We start from the raw sequence: 15,922 nt of genomic DNA on the forward strand, positions 1-15,922 counted from the left end.
TTAAATCTTATACCCACTAATTCGTTAATTATCAAATTTACTGAAATCATTGATCCAAAATCATTTTTTTAACGTATGTATTAAGTTTTAGAGCTGAAAGGAGCAACGATAATGCTGATTATGATCACTGGGTTAACAGGCTTTATTGGCCAGCATTTACTCTCAAAGATTAATCTTAACCGGCATCAGCTGATCGCGGTTGTTCGTAAGCATTCCTCCACCCTGCCCAATGGGGTACAGCAAGTATTAGTGTCGGAAATAGACATCATAACGGAGCAAATAGATTGTTTTATCAATTTAGCGGGTGAAAACATTGCTGCTAAACCTTGGAGCAAGTCACGAAAGCTAGAGCTTTATGGGAGCAGAGTTACGCTTACAGAGCAAATTGCTAGGCAACTCAAGTACCCACCCAAGAAAGTAATCTCGATGTCTGCCATTGGCTTTTATGGAGACACTAACAATGATCAAGTTGATGAATTCACGCCCGCTGAAGAAAGCTTTACTCATCAGCTTTGCCACCAATGGGAACAAGCAGTAGAAGCCTTAAACGCTGACAAACAGATCATTTTTAGGCTAGGTGTTGTATTGGGTAAAGGCGGTGCCTTAGTGAAAATGCGCCCCGCTTACCTCATGGCGCTTGGTGGAAAAATTGGTGATGGCAACCAATGGTTTAGCTGGGTTCATATAGAGGATGTAGTGCAAGCAATTTTAATCGCAATTAACACGGATCAACTCAATGGTATCTATAACTTAACTGCGCCAACACCAATACGACAAAACGTTTTTGCCCAGCATTATGCCACCAGCTTGAAACGACCATCATGGCTAACCACTCCGAAAGCCTTGCTGAATCTTTTATTGGGTGAAATGTCTGTTTTGTTGACGCAAGGTGCTGCAGTGTACCCTAAGCGATTATTGGAAGAAAATTTTGACTTTCAATTTAAAACGATAGATGAAGCCCTTCTCGATATCGAGAAACATTGGTCTGTAAGCTAGCGTTAGGCCTTGGGTTTTTTGAGTTTAGGGGCGTTGTTGTCATCACTCAAAGTATGAGTGCATTTCGGGTAGGTTATACACCCCCAAAAGTATCCATTTTTACTTTTCTTCCTGACCAAGTAATGACCACAAACACGACAAGGGTATTTTTTTGAGCTTGAAGGTACGCCGTTGTCATCTTCTAAGGTGATCTTGCAATCGGGGTAATTCGAACAGCCCCAGAATACATTATCGCCAAATGTTTTCTTTCTCAGCACAGATTGGCAAGCAGGACAAAAATAACGCTTACTGCGCACCGGTTTGCCGCCTTCATCATTGGCGGTGTAGTCGCAACTTGGGTAATTTTCACAGCCCCAGAATTTGCCTTTACTACCATTCTTTAAACTTAGTAATGCTTCGCATTTCGGGCAGCGATAGCGTATTTTGGCCGCCTTTATATGAGCGTCGTCCTGCTCCAGAAACTCTTGTTCCCAGCCACTAACTCTCGTATTTGACGGCGGTAATTTCTTGTCCACTCATTTACTCTTTATCAGCAAAACATAAGGCTGAATCTTCTTCACATTCCTTATGCTGAGTGCTTTCTTTTAATTTTTCAATACCCTGTTTGGTTTTTGAAGTCACCGCTTGTCCTGCCTCTTTAACAGAGCTCCAAACTTTAGCGCCGGTCACTTTTGCTTTCTCTGCAACTTCTGATCCGCTTTCACCTGCTTTCTCTCTGAGTACAATGGACTTCTCTGAGACCTGATCCGCCACCTCAGAGCTTTTTTGTTTAGTCTTTTCCCACAAGGAAGCAGCACCTTCTTGTGTTTTTTCAAGAAAAGTCTGCTCTGCATGGATAACTGTGGTAAAAGAAAGTAAGACGATCAATAGAATTTTAAAAAGCTTCATCACACACCTTCTCAGTATTTTTTGTGGAAAGTAGCTGCAATAGTTGCTCAATATCCTCAATCGTAATTAGGTCAGGATACTCTTTTAGCGTTTTCTCATCGACGCACTCATGATCCCAAGTCATGTGATAGGGAATATGAACCGCTTGCGCGCCAAGTTCTAGCACTGGCAATATATCGGATTTAAGAGAGTTACCTACCATAAGGAAGTTCTGCACTGGAATCTCGTAACGTTGCAATATTTGCTCATAAGCCACTGGCGTTTTATCACTGACGATTTCCACATAATCAAATAATTCTGCAATGCCTGAACGAGCAATTTTACCTTCTTGATCCAACAAATCGCCTTTCGTAATAACCATTAATTTATAATGTTTACTCAAGGTTTTGAGTACCGACTCAATATTGCCTAATAATGTTATTGGATACGCCAGCATTTCCTTAGCGAGTTCAATGATACGGTGAATCTCAGTGCCTGTAATGCGCCCTTCTGTCAGTTCTATGGCGGTTTCTATCATGGATAACGTAAAACCTTTAATGCCGTAGCCAAAATGCTTCAAATTATTGATTTGAACGGCCGCAAGGTGTTCGCGTATATAGGCATCCTCGTGATATGGCAGGAGTAAACTCACGAACGCATCTTGTGTATGGACAAAGATGTCTTCATTTTTCCAAAGCGTATCGTCCGCATCAAAAGCGATAACTTTAATTTGATTGGTCAACATGGTTAGCCTATTGTTTGCCATTGGCGAGTATTTGCCTCAATAAGAGCAAGGTATAAAGTCACATGGTCATCACCATCGTTCAGTGCAGGCACATAATCAAATGCCGTACCGCCGTGATCGCCAAATTCATTACCAAGCTCTAACTTAATTTCTTCAAGTGTCTCAATACAGTCGGCAGCAAAAGCAGGACTGATGACGTTAATCTTTTTAATGCCCATGTCGGGTAAGGATCTAATAGTCGCATCCGCATAGGGTTTAAGCCACTCTTCACGGCCAAAGCGAGACTGATAAACATGAGTCCAATCCTCGTCTTCCAACTGTAAAAGTTCTGCCACAGCTTGACTCGTTGCCTCACATCTTTTTGCATAAGGATCGCCATTCTGTACATAACGTTTTGGAATGCCATGATAAGAAAACACCAAATGGCGCTTTTCTCCCTGCTCGACCCATTGCTTAGACACACTGTTTGCTAAAGCTTTAATGTACAAAGGATGGTCGGCATAATCATGGATCAAATGTAAACTTGGCCAATGCGGATTGTTTTTTAGTACAGACATAAGCTTATCGTAAGCGGCTGCAGTGGTAGTTGATGAAAACTGAGGGTACATGGGCAGTATTAAAATCTTTTCAGCACCAGCTTGACGCAGTTTTGTTATGCCATCAGAAATACTAGGTTCGCCGTAGGTCATAGCCAGTTCAACCGGTACGTTCTGCTCAATAAGCGCAGTCGCTACTTTTTCCTTTAAACGCTGAGAATAAACCAATAAGGGTGACCCTTCCTCCATCCATACCAGTTGATACACCTTGGCAACTTTTGGCGGTCGAATGGTTAAAATTACAGCATTTAAGATAGGCTTCCAGAGTAAAGGGTTAAGGTCGACAACCCTAGGGTCTGACAAGAACTCTCGTAAAAACTGTCGAACTTCTGGTGCTGTTGGAGCTTTTGGCGTACCAAGATTGATTAGCAATACACCGTAATTGACCTTACTCTTCATAGACAACCCTTTCGATAAAAACTAATACTATGTAAATAGCGCTAAAACTATAAAATTCAAGGCAGTAGCGCCTTAAAACGGCCTACTGCTCTGACATTACTTGCTTAAATTAGGCGCCAAGCTAACCGTACACTGGTAACAAGATATAAGCCTATGGCGAACCAACTGACAATTATAGTATCCAGCTGGGTACTTTTTTTGCTAAACAACCAATAACCGATAAAATGACTTGCCATCAGAATGACCACACTTGGTATATGTAACAAGCCAATATAGTTTTCACCCATTGGTAAGCCTGACGAGCTTGCTGGATACACAAAGCCAACTAGAGCACCGATACTGGTGAATACAGCGAGCCCACTAACACATGCATTACCCACCAAGGAGTTATTTGACCTCACCGGCAATAACGTCTGATTTATGGTCTTTGATGAATTAGAAGCCAAAATACTTAAAGCCCCTATACCAAGACCAATGAAAAGCTTAAGAGGGTTTTTTGCCTTAAGCAGGCTTAGTGAAGTTTGGCGTCGGTATAAAACTAAATTGATACTGGAGATCACTAGTATTATGGCTAAGGCCAAAATAACGAAAGCATAAGGCATGAACGAAAATGTCTGGGCACCTATCACTCCACCCATAGCAAGACCTGGAGCATAGGCAAAAATAATTTTGTAAGCCTGGGTATCTTGATGAATATTTTGCAACCATTGATACAAGTGGCTTGGCAATAACGCGACCAGTGTACTAGCAATGAGGGGCAACAACATTTCTTCAGACTTAAAGCCAAGTAGCGACATGAAAAAAAACACGCTGGGTATGATCAACAATGTTGAGCAGGTGTTTATTAACGCCGCTAAAGTGCCACTGGCGGCGCCAACGATTAGCAATAAGATATAGTATTCTGTCATTCAGATAATCACTCAACTTGCTCAAAAAAAAAACAGGCCATCGCCTGTTTTTTAAAATGGTTAAATCCGTTACAACTATTCTCGATAGACTACGCTTCGAATACGTTCTTGGATCAATGTAGCAAGTTTGTCGGGTTGGAATTTAGAGAGAAAATCATCACACCCTACTTTTTGAACCATGGCTTTATTGAAGCTACCACTTAAAGACGTATGTAGAACAATATATAGATCTTTAAGTTTTGGGTCTTCTCTTACTTCACGAGTTAAACGGTAACCATCCATTTCGGGCATTTCGGCATCCGTAATCATCATTAAGAGTTTCTCTGGGACAACTTCACCATCAGCGGACCATTTTTTCAGTTTCTCGAGGGCTCGTTTACCGTCGGTGGCGATATGAACCGTTATCCCCAAGTAATCGAGGGTAGATCGACACTGAGCCAAACCTACAGAAGAATCATCTACGATAAGCACTTCTAAGCCTTTGGCTAGGGCTAACAAATCCTCGTCAATGACGTCTGGGCTAATTGAACTATCGTAAGGTGAAATCTCAGCCAACACTTTTTCCACATCAATAATTTCAACAATCCGCTCTTTCACACGAGTAATTGCAGTAAGGTAATGTTGTCGGCCGGTTCCATCTGGTGGTGGAAGAATTTCATTCCAATTCATATTAATAATGCGATCAACCTCACCCACCATGAAGCCTTGTACAGAATTATTGTATTCAGTAACAATCAAATTACAGGGCTCATCACGATTAATCGGGCGCATTCCGATGGATTCAGACAGGTCAACAACAGGAATGGTTCGATTACGGAAATGTGTGACACCAGCTACAGAAGGATGACGGTGGGGCATTAAATTCAATTTAGGTAGTTGTACGACCTCTTGAACTTTAAATACGTTGATAGCAAACATCTGCATACCATTCATTCTGAACATCAGCAGTTCTAAGCGGTTTTCACCTACCAGTTTGGTACGTTGGTCAACGGCCTCTAGCATGCTCGCCATACATTTCTCCAAAGTTCTAATGTTTGCCAGTTATCATAGACCTATGATATTGCATTAATACAAATGTGGCAGTATTTTTTTGATCAAATATAATGAGTTAGGCATTTTTTGTACCAGTTGGGCTTATAAGCCACTCGGTGCAGACGTGGTAATCTTCCATCTTAGCTTAATTTTAAGGGCTGTTACATGATCGATATTGGTGTGAACATCAACCATTCCTATTACCTAGATGATCTTGCGACAACCCTATACGATTCTGCACAAGCGGGTGTGAGTGATCTAGTTTGTATCGCATCGGATCTAGAGGAAAGCCAAACCATTATGGTGTTGTGTGAACAACACGACATGCTTTGGTACACCATAGGTTGCCACCCTCATCACGCTAAAGATTGGCAACAGGACAGCTTAGCCCAAGCTAGAAAACTAATAGCACAAAGTAACCCTGTGGCTATTGGTGAAACTGGCCTAGACTTTAACCGCAATTACTCGACACCAGCACAACAAGTATACGCTTTTGAGCAACAAATTGAGTTGGCGCTAGAGTTCGATTTGCCATTGTACTTACATGAGCGTGATGCCCACGATGAAATGCTGAAACACCTAGAAAAGTATCCGGCCCTTACCAGTAAATCCATAGTGCACTGTTTTACGGGTAATCCTGAACAATTGAAAAACTATGTTTCACTCGGTTTGTCCATCGGCATCACGGGCTGGGTATGTGATGAGCGTCGTGGACAAGATTTACAAGATTCCCTACCCTTTATACCGCTGGATAAATTGCACCTAGAAACCGATGCCCCCTATTTGTTGCCAAGGAACATACGACCAAGGCCAAAACGTAACCACCCTAAATATTTGCCCTATGTTGCAGAGGAAGTCGCCAAACTCAAAAACATGTCTGTTAATGAGCTTATTCAGCAAACCCGAAAAAACAGCCAAACCTTATTTGGGATAAAGCCCCGAACGATCTAATTACAGCAGTGTCATTTGTTTAGACAGCAAGGTTTCCATATTGGTATTAAAGAAGGGTAGCAAACTGTCGGCAATGGGCGTAATTTGTTTTTCGATGTAATGATCATAATCAATGTTGGTTGGCTTTTCTGCATCGTTATAAGGCTTTACTCCCGATAGCTGATAATAGTAAGCGACACGCTTGCGGCCTTTATCAAACTCCAAGGGTTGTCCTAGGGCTTTTCGCTCTTCGTCTATCATGGTGGCCGCTCGAACATGGGGTGGCTTATTCTTAGTGTATGCGCTTAGCGGTCGACTCAGCTGTTTGCTGTAAATAAGGTCTTGATCAAACTTGCCAGCCAGTAAATCGGCAATAACCGATTGAATATAGCCAATTGGGTTTTCATCATTGAAAATTAGTTCAAACAACTTGCGTTGAACATTGCGAGCCAGAGGCGTCCAATCCGTTCTAGCCGCTTCCAACCCCTTAAATACTAACTCATCGTTAGCAAGCCCAGCATAGCGTTTCTTGCTGCCTTCTTCTTGTCCACGAATGGTCGGCATAAAAAAGCGACTGTATAAACGTTCAAACTCGAGCTCTAATTTCGAATCAAGTTGCGCGTAATCTGCACACCAGTCTTTTAGTCGCACATTCATAGCATGGCAAAGTCTAGAGCCTTCCTTTTGCGGGTCCTCAACATCATCAACCAAGGTGACGAAGAGCGAATCTGTGTCCCCATAAATGACCTTAGCTCCGCTCTCTTCCATCCATTTTTTGGTTAGGCCCAGTAGTTCATGACCTCTCATAGTAATGGAGCTGGCTAATTCAGCATGATAAAAGCGGCAGACATTAGAGCCCAACACCCCATAAAAAGAGTTCATGATGATTTTAATGGCATAACTTAAAACGTCATTTGAGGATTTCTTCGCTGCCTCTCTTGCGTGAGCAAGCTCACTGACAAGTTCGGGCAAAATTGCCTCGGACTTGCTAAAACTTGCCCCAAGATAACCGGGGACATTTTGACCCTCAGCACCCTCAGGATGTCCTTGAGCACAAATACGCGCCAACGGATCAATAAAAAATGTACGAATAATGCTGGGGTACAGGCTTTTGAAATCAAACACTAAGACATTTTTATACAGGCCAGGGATTGAGGACATAACAAAGCCGCCAGGACTTGCAACAAACGCTTCATCTCGCCATGCTGGCGCTACCCAGCCTTTATTATGCAATCTGGGTAAATATAAATTCTCGAATGCGGCAACAGAACCACCCGGCTGCTCAAAGGGGATGCCCGTTAAATCTACCCGAGTTTGTTGTAGCTCAATGAGCTTAAGCTTATTAAAAATTCGATAGACAAGATCACAGTCCTGTAAATTATAGGCAATAAACATGGGTAAATCTTCGGCGTGCATACGCTCGATTTCCTGCCAACGACTTGAACCTTTTAGCAGTTTAGAGTCTTGTAATATTTGCTGACTAACATGGTTTAAACTGTAGGATTCAAAGTGATAGCCTCCCACTTTCAATAAGGTGATGCCATCTAAAGCAACACGACCGGGAATGCTGATGAAGTATCGACCCTGATTATCGGATGCTCTTAGTTGCCACGTTTCACCATTCACACCAAAAGCAGGCCTAACGCCAAGTATTTGGCAACGTTGATCGATGAAATGTAGATCAAAGCTGATGAGGTTCCAGCCAATAAAGATATCTGGCGAATGCTTTTTCACAAATTGGATAAAGGCCAGTAACAGGGATTTTTCATCACGAAAAACATAGACCCCTGGTGCATCATAAGCCGAATCAGTGACGACAAATACACAGCGCTCTTCATCGCAAGTAATACCGATAGACAGCAAGGTGTTATTGGTGACGGATGTTTCAATATCTAATGACCAAACGCGCCACTGTGGCTGCCAGTCACCTGGGATGAGCCGAGCTTGATGGTAACGTTGCTGGGCTAAATCGGGTTCGCCAATGAATCGCACCGCACCTCGAATATCCCGCTCCATGAGATAACGGTTGTGGGCCTTAATGTCTTCTTCATAAACTTCATAGCCATGAGATTTTATTAACTTAATGGCTTGTTTTTGCAACGTTAGACTATGGCATTTTATGGCTGCAACGCTCTCTTTGCTAAAAGAACGATAAGGGCTTGCGGTAATCTCTAACCCGTCTATTATCCGCCCAAATATATCCAAAGGAGCATTGGTAAAAAAAATACTAAATTGTTTTTCAGGGAAAAGCTGAACCGTTCCTTGGGGCGTTTTAACAAAGAAACTCTGCTCTATACGCCCTTCTACCTCTTTAGTGTGCCGACTAATAATGTAGCCCTTGCCTTCTATCATTTTAGTCACGCATTTAGCCTTATAACTGTCGTAGGATTAGCATGGGAGGGACGCTCAAAACCTTACGGCTAGCAAACAAGCCAATAGCAGTGATTACCCCAACGCCAATGGCAGGTCCGATCAACCAAAGCAAACCGTGGAAACTGGCCGGAGAATTAAACACAAAAACTTGAAGACCAAATAAACAAGCTTCAGCACCCAGCGCGGCAATTAGACCAGAGAAGAAACCCAGCGCACCAAATTCCACCAGCAACGCTTGCTGAACTAACGCTTTTCTGGCTCCTAACACTCTTAATAGCGCACCTTCCTCTAGCCTTTCCTCTAGTGTGGCTCGAACACTGGCCACTAACACCAGCGCGCCAGCACTCAAAATACACACCAATACTAACTGGATAGCTTGTGTTAACTGACCGATGACTAACTGTATTTGCTTAAGAAGGTCACCCACATTCAACATGGAAACCGTTGGGTAATTGGCCATTTTTTGATAAAAGCCTTGGGCTTTATTGTCGTCAACAAAAAGACTGCTGACAAAGTTTGCAGGGTAATCTTGCAAAACTTTTTTTGGCAAGATTAGATAAAAATTCGGTTGCATAGACCCCCAATCTACCCAGCGTATCGATGTGACCGGCAAAGTATAATCCACGCCACCAATGTTTAACGTTAACTTGTCACCTATCTGGATATTGGCCTCTTCCGCGGCACTTTGTTCGACAGAAAGTCCTTCACCATCAAAATCCCCTGAGATAAGCTTATTACCATCACCAATCTTGTCTGCCCAAGTTAAATTAAGCTCACGTTCAAATAATTCCGGTTCGTCTCGTTCCCTTGGGTACAAGGTTTTAGCACTAACGCCATTAAATTCTGTAACACGCCCTCTTACCATAGGGAACCATTCAGACGCTGGCACGTCGAGCTGTGCAATGGTGTCATTTATGGGTTCGACTTGATTAGCCTGTACATTAAACAAATAGTGATTAGGAGCATCTTCTGGTAGCTGGCTCTGCCAGTCCGATACAAGGCTCGTTTTAATTCCTAATAATATTAAGCCCAACATGATGATTAGGGTAAAGACCAATAGCTGAAAGAGGTTTGGCGTTAATCGACGGTACAAGGATGCTAAGCCAATTTGCCAACCATTACTCGCACCAGACGATAAAAGTCGACCAAGACGGAAGCCAGCCCACCCAATTAAACAAACTACCACCCCGACACAAGCGATAGCGAGAGTCATCACAGTTGGTAGTAAAAAGCCATTCGTATACAAGCACATCAAGCCGTATAAGCCCACAAAACCTACCGCATAAATGAGTAAGGTGTTTTGTTCAATCCGAGCACTGGGTTGTAATACCGACAACGGCGAGATGCCAATTAAACGACTGATTAACGGTAAACAAAACGCACCCATCGAAATCAGCCCCGTGGCCACACCAATCCAGAGTTTCGTTAAACTTGGTTCCGGTAGCTGGGTAGACATCAAGCTACTTAGAAGTGCCGAAATTACTTGCTGCAATCCCCAACCTGCCAGCAAGCCAAGACTTGCGCCAAGTACAAATAAAATAACCAACTGGATAAAAAACACTTTTCTTAGCAGTTTAGGGGTTGCACCAAGGGTTTTAAGCACCGCAACTTGCATTAGATGTCTTTTTACAAAACGAGCGGCGGCAAGGGCCATGGCAACCCCTGACATGATTACCGCCAAGGTGCCTGCTAGTAATAAGAAGGATTCGGCCCTGCCAATGGTATCGCCTATTCTTTCGCCTTTCTGAGTTGGTGTACGCCAGCGTTGTCCATCGCCAAGTTGAGGTGTGATCCACGCTTCATAATCCTCTAGTGCTTCTTTATCGCCAGCCAGTAATAAAGAGTAACTGACACGACTGCCAGGTATGATGACGTTGGTCGCCGCTAAATCCGCCATATTCATCACGGCTCGAGGTGAAATAGCAAACGAAGAAGTTGTCGAGCCTGGGTCACGAACTAGATAGCGGCTAACTGTCAACTCGGTATCGCCGACCTCAACCTTGTCGCCAATGGAGGCGGATATTAAACTAGACAGTCTGGAGGACAGCCAAATTTCACCCGGCTTGGGGGATTGTGTATCCGGCGCACCGGTACCAAACAGAGTTTCATCCGTTAAGAATGCTCCACGCAATGGGTAAGAGTCTGTAACGGCACTAACCTGTGCTAGCTGTAAAGCACCGTCAGAAAAAAGCATGGTGGAAAAGGAGGTTCTTTGACCTTGCTGCAGGGAGAGCGATTGTGCCTTTTCACGCCAATCATTGGGTATCTCTTCGTCTGTTCGTACTTGACGGTCTGCCGCAAGTAAATTGGCAGACTCTTGTTCAAAAGACAATTGCAAACGATCGACAAATAACCCAATGGCCGTGACCGTACTAACAGAGATCACTAAGGCCATAACGAGTGTTAATAAGTCTCCGCTACGAATATCTCGAATTAATAATTTAAGCGCTAAACTCATGAGGATTTTTCCGTTAGCTGGCCTGCAGACATGACAAGTTGGCGATCACACATTGCGGCTAGATCGTTATCGTGGGTCACCATGACTAAGGTCGTGCCATTTGAGTGATTTAGATCAAACAGTAAATCAATGACGGTTTTACCATTGGCTTCGTCTAGGTTACCTGTCGGTTCATCTGCAAAAAGGATCTTCGGGTTCGAAGCAAAAGCCCGGGCAATGGCAACACGCTGCTGTTCACCACCGGAAAGCTGATTAGGGTAATGATCTAAACGATGCCCCAAGCCGACTTTTTCTAATAATTCTTTAGCCTGTTGTTTCGCCTGTTTGTCACCTTTCAATTCTGCTGGCAACATGACATTTTCTATAGCTTGCAAACTGGGTAATAAATGGAAAGACTGGAAAATGAAACCAACGTATTGGCCTCGCAGTAGCGCCCTTTGCTCTTCATTTAACGAAGAGAATAATTGGTCGTATAAATAGATTTCACCCGAGGTGTTTACATCAAGGCCAGCCAACAATCCCAATAAAGTAGATTTACCGGAACCAGAAGATCCGACAATGGCAACGGACTCGCCTTCTTTAATTTCCATATTTATTCCCTTTAATAGGGTTAAATTTCCTGTATTTGATGATACGGAATGCGTTAGATTAGACACTTTAATAGCATTGTTGCTGTTCATCTATAAGACCCTAAAGGTTAAATATGATTAATAAAACTCGGTATTGGCTAAGCGCCATTCTAATAATTCTTACCAGTAGTTTTGCGAGTGCAGCGAACTTACTGGTCATGGGGGACAGTCTGAGTGCCGCTTACAACTTAAGACAACAAGATGGTTGGGTTAGTTTACTGGAAAATAAACTTTCTTCATCTCACCCAGAAACCACCTTAATAAATGCCAGTATTAGCGGCGAAACAACTCAGGGTGGTTTGTCGCGTTTTCCAGCACTGCTTGATCAATATAAACCTCGCTGGGTTATACTAGAGCTTGGTGCGAACGATGCATTAAGAGGTTACCCTTTACAGCAAACGATCACAAACTTAGAAACCATGGTTGAGCAAGCTCAGCAAACAGATGCAAAGGTTTTGCTGGTGGGTAATCAAATTCCACAAAATTATGGTAAACGTTATACCCAAATGTTTTTTAATTTGTATAAAGACATCGCTCAAAAATACCGAACTGACTACCTACCCTTCATGCTAGAAAATGTGGCTTTAAATAAAGACCTAATGCTAGGTGATGGTTTGCACCCAAATGCTCAAGGTCAAATTATTGTACTGGAAAATATTGAGCCAACCTTATACGAAATGCTTCAGAAATAAGGAAAATTTAATGAAAGCTGTTTTTTTAGACCGTGAAACCTTCCCAAACTACATTGATATCGCTCTTCCTGAACAAATTAGAGAATGTATAGAATACCCAATTTCGACACCGGAAGAAGCGATAGAGCGCATTAAAGACGCAGACATTGTACTCACCAATAAATCCATTTTGAACGCTGAGGCTATCGCTCAAGCGAAGAATCTTAAACTTGTTCAAGTCATGGCAACGGGTACTAATAATGTTGACCACCAAGCCTGCCAACAAGCTCATGTAACGGTGCAAAATGTCGAGGGCTATTCCGTAGACAGTGTGCCGGAGCACACTTTCGCATTGCTTTTAGCGTTACGCCGGAATTTACTTTCATACATTAGTGATGTAAAAGCCGGCAAATGGAGTGATTCAAAGCATTTCTGCTTCTTGGATTACCCAATAACGGATATAGCGGGTACTACCATGGCTATTTTCGGTAAAGGCACCCTTGGTACTCATGTTGCGAAGATTGCGCAAGCGTTCGGTATGAAGGTGGTGTTTGCGGATCATAAACATGCTGAAACCATTCGAGATGGTTATATTCCTTTTGAAGACGCCATTGCTGTGGCGGATGTGATTAGTCTGAACTGCCCTTTGACCTCGACGACGCAAAACCTCATCTCAACGGAAGAGTTTAAGCAAATGAAACCTTCTTGCTTACTTCTCAACATTGGTCGTGGTTGCTTAGTGGATGAGCAAGCCTTGGTAGCAGCGCTAAAAAACCAATTGATCGCAGGAGCCGCTTTTGATGTTTCTCAAACCGAGCCCATGCCTGCTGACAGCCCATTGAATGAATTACTGGACATGCCCAACTTCTTACTAACGCCACATGTTGCATGGGCCAGTGACGATGCCATGCGTAAGCTGGTAGGAATCGCTAAAGCTAAGATGACCGCCTTCATAGAAAACCTTTCATGAGCCTAGAAATACTGTATCAAGATGAGGATTTGATCGTCGTCAATAAACCTTCTGGCTTATTGGTTCATCGTACCGAGCTTGCTAAAGAGGAAGAAGACGCTGTTGTACAGCGTCTTCGTGATCAAACTGGCCGATGGGTGTTTCCTGTTCATCGTTTAGATAGAGGTACTTCTGGTGCCTTGTTACTTGCCTTTTCACCTGAGATTGCACGCCAATTATCCGTGCAATTTAGTGAAGCGCGAGTCAGTAAAAATTACTACTGCTTAGTGCGAGGCTTTTGTGACACCAAAGGAGTTATTGACTACCCATTAGCTAAGCTTAATGAAATTAAAGGCCGTTCCCGCTTTAAGATCGAAGGCACAGAGAAAGAAGCCATAACAGAATACGAATTGGTTAAACGTTTTCAGCTGCCCGTACCTGTTAGTCGCTATAATTCTATGAGACTCAGCTGGCTAAAAGTGATCCCAAAACAAGGCCGCAAGCATCAAATACGCCGTCATTTCAAACACCTCTTAAACCCTTTAGTGGGCGATACTCGCTATGGTTGTCGACACATTAATAAAGCATGTCGAGAATTATGGACACAAGATCTCCGCTTAATGTTACACGCCTCTCAACTTACCTTTGAGCACCCTACCTCGAACGAGAGTGTCTCGGTGGCAGCCCCTTTATCAACAGAGCTGCAAACCATCTTAGACAGCCTTGCCTCGTATGAATGTTAACCTGCTGTTCAAGTTTAATCTGTTATAAAATTTAATTATCTCTTGGCCTCTAAAGAATTAACCATTCGGGTCGATAAAAAATGCATAGCTGAATATCGTTTTAAATTATCAAGGCATAATAATGAAGAAAAGAAACCTAGTCTATTCAACAGACCAAGGCCGTACTTGTCCAGAATGTGAACAGGCTATTGATGATTGTCAGTGTAACCAATCTTCTATTTTAGGCGATGGCAAGGTACGAATCACACTTGAAACTAAAGGCCGTAAAGGAAAAGGCGTCACCCTTGTTTCTGGTTTAGCCATGACATTAGACGAAATGAAACAGCTCGCTAAAAAACTCAAAGCACAGTGTGGTACGGGTGGAGCAGTAAAAGACAACCAGATAGAGATACAAGGTGATAACCGCGAAAAAATTAAAGATTTATTACAAAAACAAGGGATTAGCGCAAAAATATCTGGTGGTTAGAACTTACAAATTTACAAAAAAACGATTAATATCAATAATATAGCTATGAGTTAGAAACTCATATTAATCATTGCTCTTTTCTTGAATACGGGATGTTTAAGTAAAGTCGTAAAAATGAGGTTTTCATGTACCAAGAAAACAACAAGCAAGCAAATCAGCTAATGCGCAAAGCAGTCCCACTAATGTTAAAGCTCGATATTGCTCCCACTCCTTACAACTATGGAGTTTGGTACGAATACGTTTCTAATCGCAATCAAAAACTTAACCAACTCATGGACAGCACCCTCAGAAACTTTGGCAGTTTCCCAAGTTATGTTGCCAGAGAGCTTTTTCATGACTTTCTGTTATCCGATGAGTTTTCCTATCAAAGAGAACATCAAAAAACACTGGAATCCATGACCAGTGATATTGGTGCTTCCTCTAATGAAATGAATAAAGAAATCCAACTATTGACTAAAACCTTGAGCAAAAGCCGTCATGCCTTGAAAAACACCGATGAGCCAAATCAAGTTGAGAAAGTCATTAAATATCTGGAAAGAGGCACACAAAAAGCTAACAAAGCCGCCATTCAATTTAGTAATTCATTGCAACATGTTCAAAAGGAATTGGACAAATTGAATACAGAATTAAATGAAATGAAAAAGAATACGGAATTGGACCAACTCACTAAAATGGCCAATTTTAGAGGTTTGGAAAGACACCTTGTGGACTCTATTCCTCAAGCAGAAGAAGATTTGAGCTTGCTGGTAGCAGACATAGACGGATTATCGCTTGTTAATAAAGAATACGGCAAGCGAGCTGGTAACGCCCTTATTCGCTTTGTTGCAGAAACCATCAAATCTTGCCTTCCTGAGGATGGTTATATTGCTAGATTACAAGGTGGCCGTTTTGCCATCGTAATCAATGAAATGGAATTGCAAAGCGCCACCCATTTAGGCGAACAAATCCGTGAAAAGGTGTCGATTCAAAAGATTCGCTATAAGCAAACAAAGATTTTGTTAAAGCCGGTTACCGTATCAGTAGGTATAGTGACCATTTTTGGTGATGAAACCTGCCAAGAGCTTATGGCGCGGGCAGAAGGAAACTTAAACATGGCTAAAGCATCGGGTAAAAATTGTGTTTCTACCCATGGTTTAAGCGCTTAATTTAACGTAGGTGCC

16 protein-coding genes are annotated in these 15,922 nt (G+C 42.6%); 7 read left to right on the forward strand and 9 right to left on the reverse strand.

Annotated elements, in window-relative coordinates; genetic code table 11:
- Window positions 1–111 precede the first annotated feature (111 nt).
- Window positions 112–996, forward strand: a complete 885-nt coding sequence (locus ABJF92_RS15190) for a TIGR01777 family oxidoreductase (protein ID WP_446816620.1) — start codon at window positions 112–114, stop codon at window positions 994–996.
- A 2-nt stretch (window positions 997–998) separates the two neighbouring features.
- On the opposite strand, the gene ABJF92_RS15195 is transcribed toward ABJF92_RS15190, so the two are convergent.
- The 6 genes from ABJF92_RS15195 to ABJF92_RS15220 form a co-directional block, all read right to left on the reverse strand.
- Window positions 999–1,511, reverse strand: coding sequence for a topoisomerase DNA-binding C4 zinc finger domain-containing protein (locus tag ABJF92_RS15195; RefSeq protein ID WP_446816621.1), 513 nt, complete (start codon window positions 1,509–1,511; stop codon window positions 999–1,001).
- 4 nt (window positions 1,512–1,515) lie between these two features.
- Window positions 1,516–1,884 (reverse strand): hypothetical protein, encoded by a 369-nt coding sequence (locus ABJF92_RS15200; protein ID WP_446816622.1) that lies wholly within the window; start codon window positions 1,882–1,884, stop codon window positions 1,516–1,518.
- Window positions 1,871–2,629 carry an HAD family hydrolase gene (locus ABJF92_RS15205; RefSeq protein ID WP_446816623.1) on the reverse strand — a complete coding sequence of 253 codons (759 nt, stop codon included), beginning with the start codon at window positions 2,627–2,629 and terminating at the stop codon, window positions 1,871–1,873. Before ABJF92_RS15205 ends, ABJF92_RS15200 begins: the two co-directional genes overlap by 14 nt.
- Entirely contained in the window at window positions 2,611–3,603 is a 993-nt protein-coding gene (gene hemH, locus ABJF92_RS15210; protein ID WP_446816624.1) for a ferrochelatase, read from the reverse strand. The genes ABJF92_RS15205 and hemH overlap by 19 nt, the downstream gene beginning before the upstream one ends.
- A gap of 104 nt (window positions 3,604–3,707) precedes the next feature.
- The gene (locus ABJF92_RS15215; protein WP_446816625.1) at window positions 3,708–4,511 is read right to left on the reverse strand and encodes a TSUP family transporter; all 804 of its coding nucleotides are present in this window, start codon (window positions 4,509–4,511) and stop codon (window positions 3,708–3,710) included.
- 75 nt (window positions 4,512–4,586) lie between these two features.
- Window positions 4,587–5,522: a chemotaxis protein CheV gene (locus ABJF92_RS15220; protein ID WP_446816626.1), complete on the reverse strand. Its 936-nt coding sequence runs from the start codon at window positions 5,520–5,522 to the stop codon at window positions 4,587–4,589.
- Between the two features lie 186 nt (window positions 5,523–5,708).
- Here ABJF92_RS15220 and ABJF92_RS15225 point away from each other — a divergent pair, with 186 nt between their 5' ends.
- Entirely contained in the window at window positions 5,709–6,494 is a 786-nt protein-coding gene (locus ABJF92_RS15225; protein ID WP_446816627.1) for a TatD family hydrolase, read from the forward strand.
- Here ABJF92_RS15225 and ABJF92_RS15230 read toward each other — a convergent pair whose 3' ends face one another.
- From ABJF92_RS15230 to ABJF92_RS15240, 3 genes are read right to left on the reverse strand one after another with little or no spacing between them, the layout of a single operon-like run.
- Window positions 6,495–8,825, reverse strand: coding sequence for a DNA polymerase II (locus ABJF92_RS15230; protein ID WP_446816736.1), 2,331 nt, complete (start codon window positions 8,823–8,825; stop codon window positions 6,495–6,497). It lies immediately after the preceding gene.
- 19 nt (window positions 8,826–8,844) lie between these two features.
- Entirely contained in the window at window positions 8,845–11,304 is a 2,460-nt protein-coding gene (locus ABJF92_RS15235) for an ABC transporter permease (protein WP_446816628.1), read from the reverse strand.
- Complete coding sequence (locus ABJF92_RS15240; RefSeq protein ID WP_446816629.1) at window positions 11,301–11,984, reverse strand: ABC transporter ATP-binding protein; 684 nt, start codon at window positions 11,982–11,984, stop codon at window positions 11,301–11,303. Before ABJF92_RS15240 ends, ABJF92_RS15235 begins: the two co-directional genes overlap by 4 nt.
- 23 nt (window positions 11,985–12,007) lie before the next feature.
- On the opposite strand from ABJF92_RS15240, the gene ABJF92_RS15245 reads away from it, so the two are divergent.
- The 5 genes from ABJF92_RS15245 to ABJF92_RS15265 all read left to right on the forward strand — a co-directional run bounded on the left by ABJF92_RS15245 (window position 12,008) and on the right by ABJF92_RS15265 (window position 15,907).
- Window positions 12,008–12,625, forward strand: coding sequence for an arylesterase (locus tag ABJF92_RS15245; protein ID WP_446816630.1), 618 nt, complete (start codon window positions 12,008–12,010; stop codon window positions 12,623–12,625).
- A 10-nt stretch (window positions 12,626–12,635) separates the two neighbouring features.
- Entirely contained in the window at window positions 12,636–13,574 is a 939-nt protein-coding gene (locus ABJF92_RS15250; protein WP_446816631.1) for a D-2-hydroxyacid dehydrogenase, read from the forward strand.
- Window positions 13,571–14,296 (forward strand): pseudouridine synthase, encoded by a 726-nt coding sequence (locus tag ABJF92_RS15255; protein ID WP_446816632.1) that lies wholly within the window; start codon window positions 13,571–13,573, stop codon window positions 14,294–14,296. Before ABJF92_RS15250 ends, ABJF92_RS15255 begins: the two co-directional genes overlap by 4 nt.
- Before the next feature lie 121 nt (window positions 14,297–14,417).
- A complete protein-coding gene (gene yciH, locus ABJF92_RS15260; RefSeq protein WP_446816633.1) occupies window positions 14,418–14,762 on the forward strand; it encodes a stress response translation initiation inhibitor YciH in 345 nt (114 codons plus the stop codon).
- Between the two features lie 125 nt (window positions 14,763–14,887).
- The gene (locus ABJF92_RS15265; protein WP_446816634.1) at window positions 14,888–15,907 is read left to right on the forward strand and encodes a diguanylate cyclase domain-containing protein; all 1,020 of its coding nucleotides are present in this window, start codon (window positions 14,888–14,890) and stop codon (window positions 15,905–15,907) included.
- The last annotated feature ends 15 nt before the right edge of the window (window positions 15,908–15,922 follow it).

It is taken from the genome of Marinomonas sp. (assembly GCF_039940335.1).
Lineage (GTDB): Bacteria > Pseudomonadota > Gammaproteobacteria > Pseudomonadales > Marinomonadaceae > Marinomonas.

Bases quoted from the DNA above. Each gene is read 5' to 3' on its own strand.
- ABJF92_RS15190 (WP_446816620.1), top strand. From the start codon at position 112: ATGCTGATTATGATCACTGGGTTAACAGGCTTTATTGGCCAGCATTTA.
- ABJF92_RS15200 (WP_446816622.1), bottom strand. From the start codon at position 1,884: ATGAAGCTTTTTAAAATTCTATTGATCGTCTTACTTTCTTTTACCACA.
- ABJF92_RS15205 (WP_446816623.1), bottom strand. From the start codon at position 2,629: ATGGCAAACAATAGGCTAACCATGTTGACCAATCAAATTAAAGTTATC.
- hemH (WP_446816624.1), bottom strand. From the start codon at position 3,603: ATGAAGAGTAAGGTCAATTACGGTGTATTGCTAATCAATCTTGGTACG.
- ABJF92_RS15215 (WP_446816625.1), bottom strand. From the start codon at position 4,511: ATGACAGAATACTATATCTTATTGCTAATCGTTGGCGCCGCCAGTGGC.
- ABJF92_RS15220 (WP_446816626.1), bottom strand. From the start codon at position 5,522: ATGGCGAGCATGCTAGAGGCCGTTGACCAACGTACCAAACTGGTAGGT.
- ABJF92_RS15225 (WP_446816627.1), top strand. From the start codon at position 5,709: ATGATCGATATTGGTGTGAACATCAACCATTCCTATTACCTAGATGAT.
- ABJF92_RS15230 (WP_446816736.1), bottom strand. From the start codon at position 8,825: ATGATAGAAGGCAAGGGCTACATTATTAGTCGGCACACTAAAGAGGTA.
- ABJF92_RS15235 (WP_446816628.1), bottom strand. From the start codon at position 11,304: ATGAGTTTAGCGCTTAAATTATTAATTCGAGATATTCGTAGCGGAGAC.
- ABJF92_RS15240 (WP_446816629.1), bottom strand. From the start codon at position 11,984: ATGAACAGCAACAATGCTATTAAAGTGTCTAATCTAACGCATTCCGTA.
- ABJF92_RS15245 (WP_446816630.1), top strand. From the start codon at position 12,008: ATGATTAATAAAACTCGGTATTGGCTAAGCGCCATTCTAATAATTCTT.
- ABJF92_RS15250 (WP_446816631.1), top strand. From the start codon at position 12,636: ATGAAAGCTGTTTTTTTAGACCGTGAAACCTTCCCAAACTACATTGAT.
- ABJF92_RS15255 (WP_446816632.1), top strand. From the start codon at position 13,571: ATGAGCCTAGAAATACTGTATCAAGATGAGGATTTGATCGTCGTCAAT.
- yciH (WP_446816633.1), top strand. From the start codon at position 14,418: ATGAAGAAAAGAAACCTAGTCTATTCAACAGACCAAGGCCGTACTTGT.
- ABJF92_RS15265 (WP_446816634.1), top strand. From the start codon at position 14,888: ATGTACCAAGAAAACAACAAGCAAGCAAATCAGCTAATGCGCAAAGCA.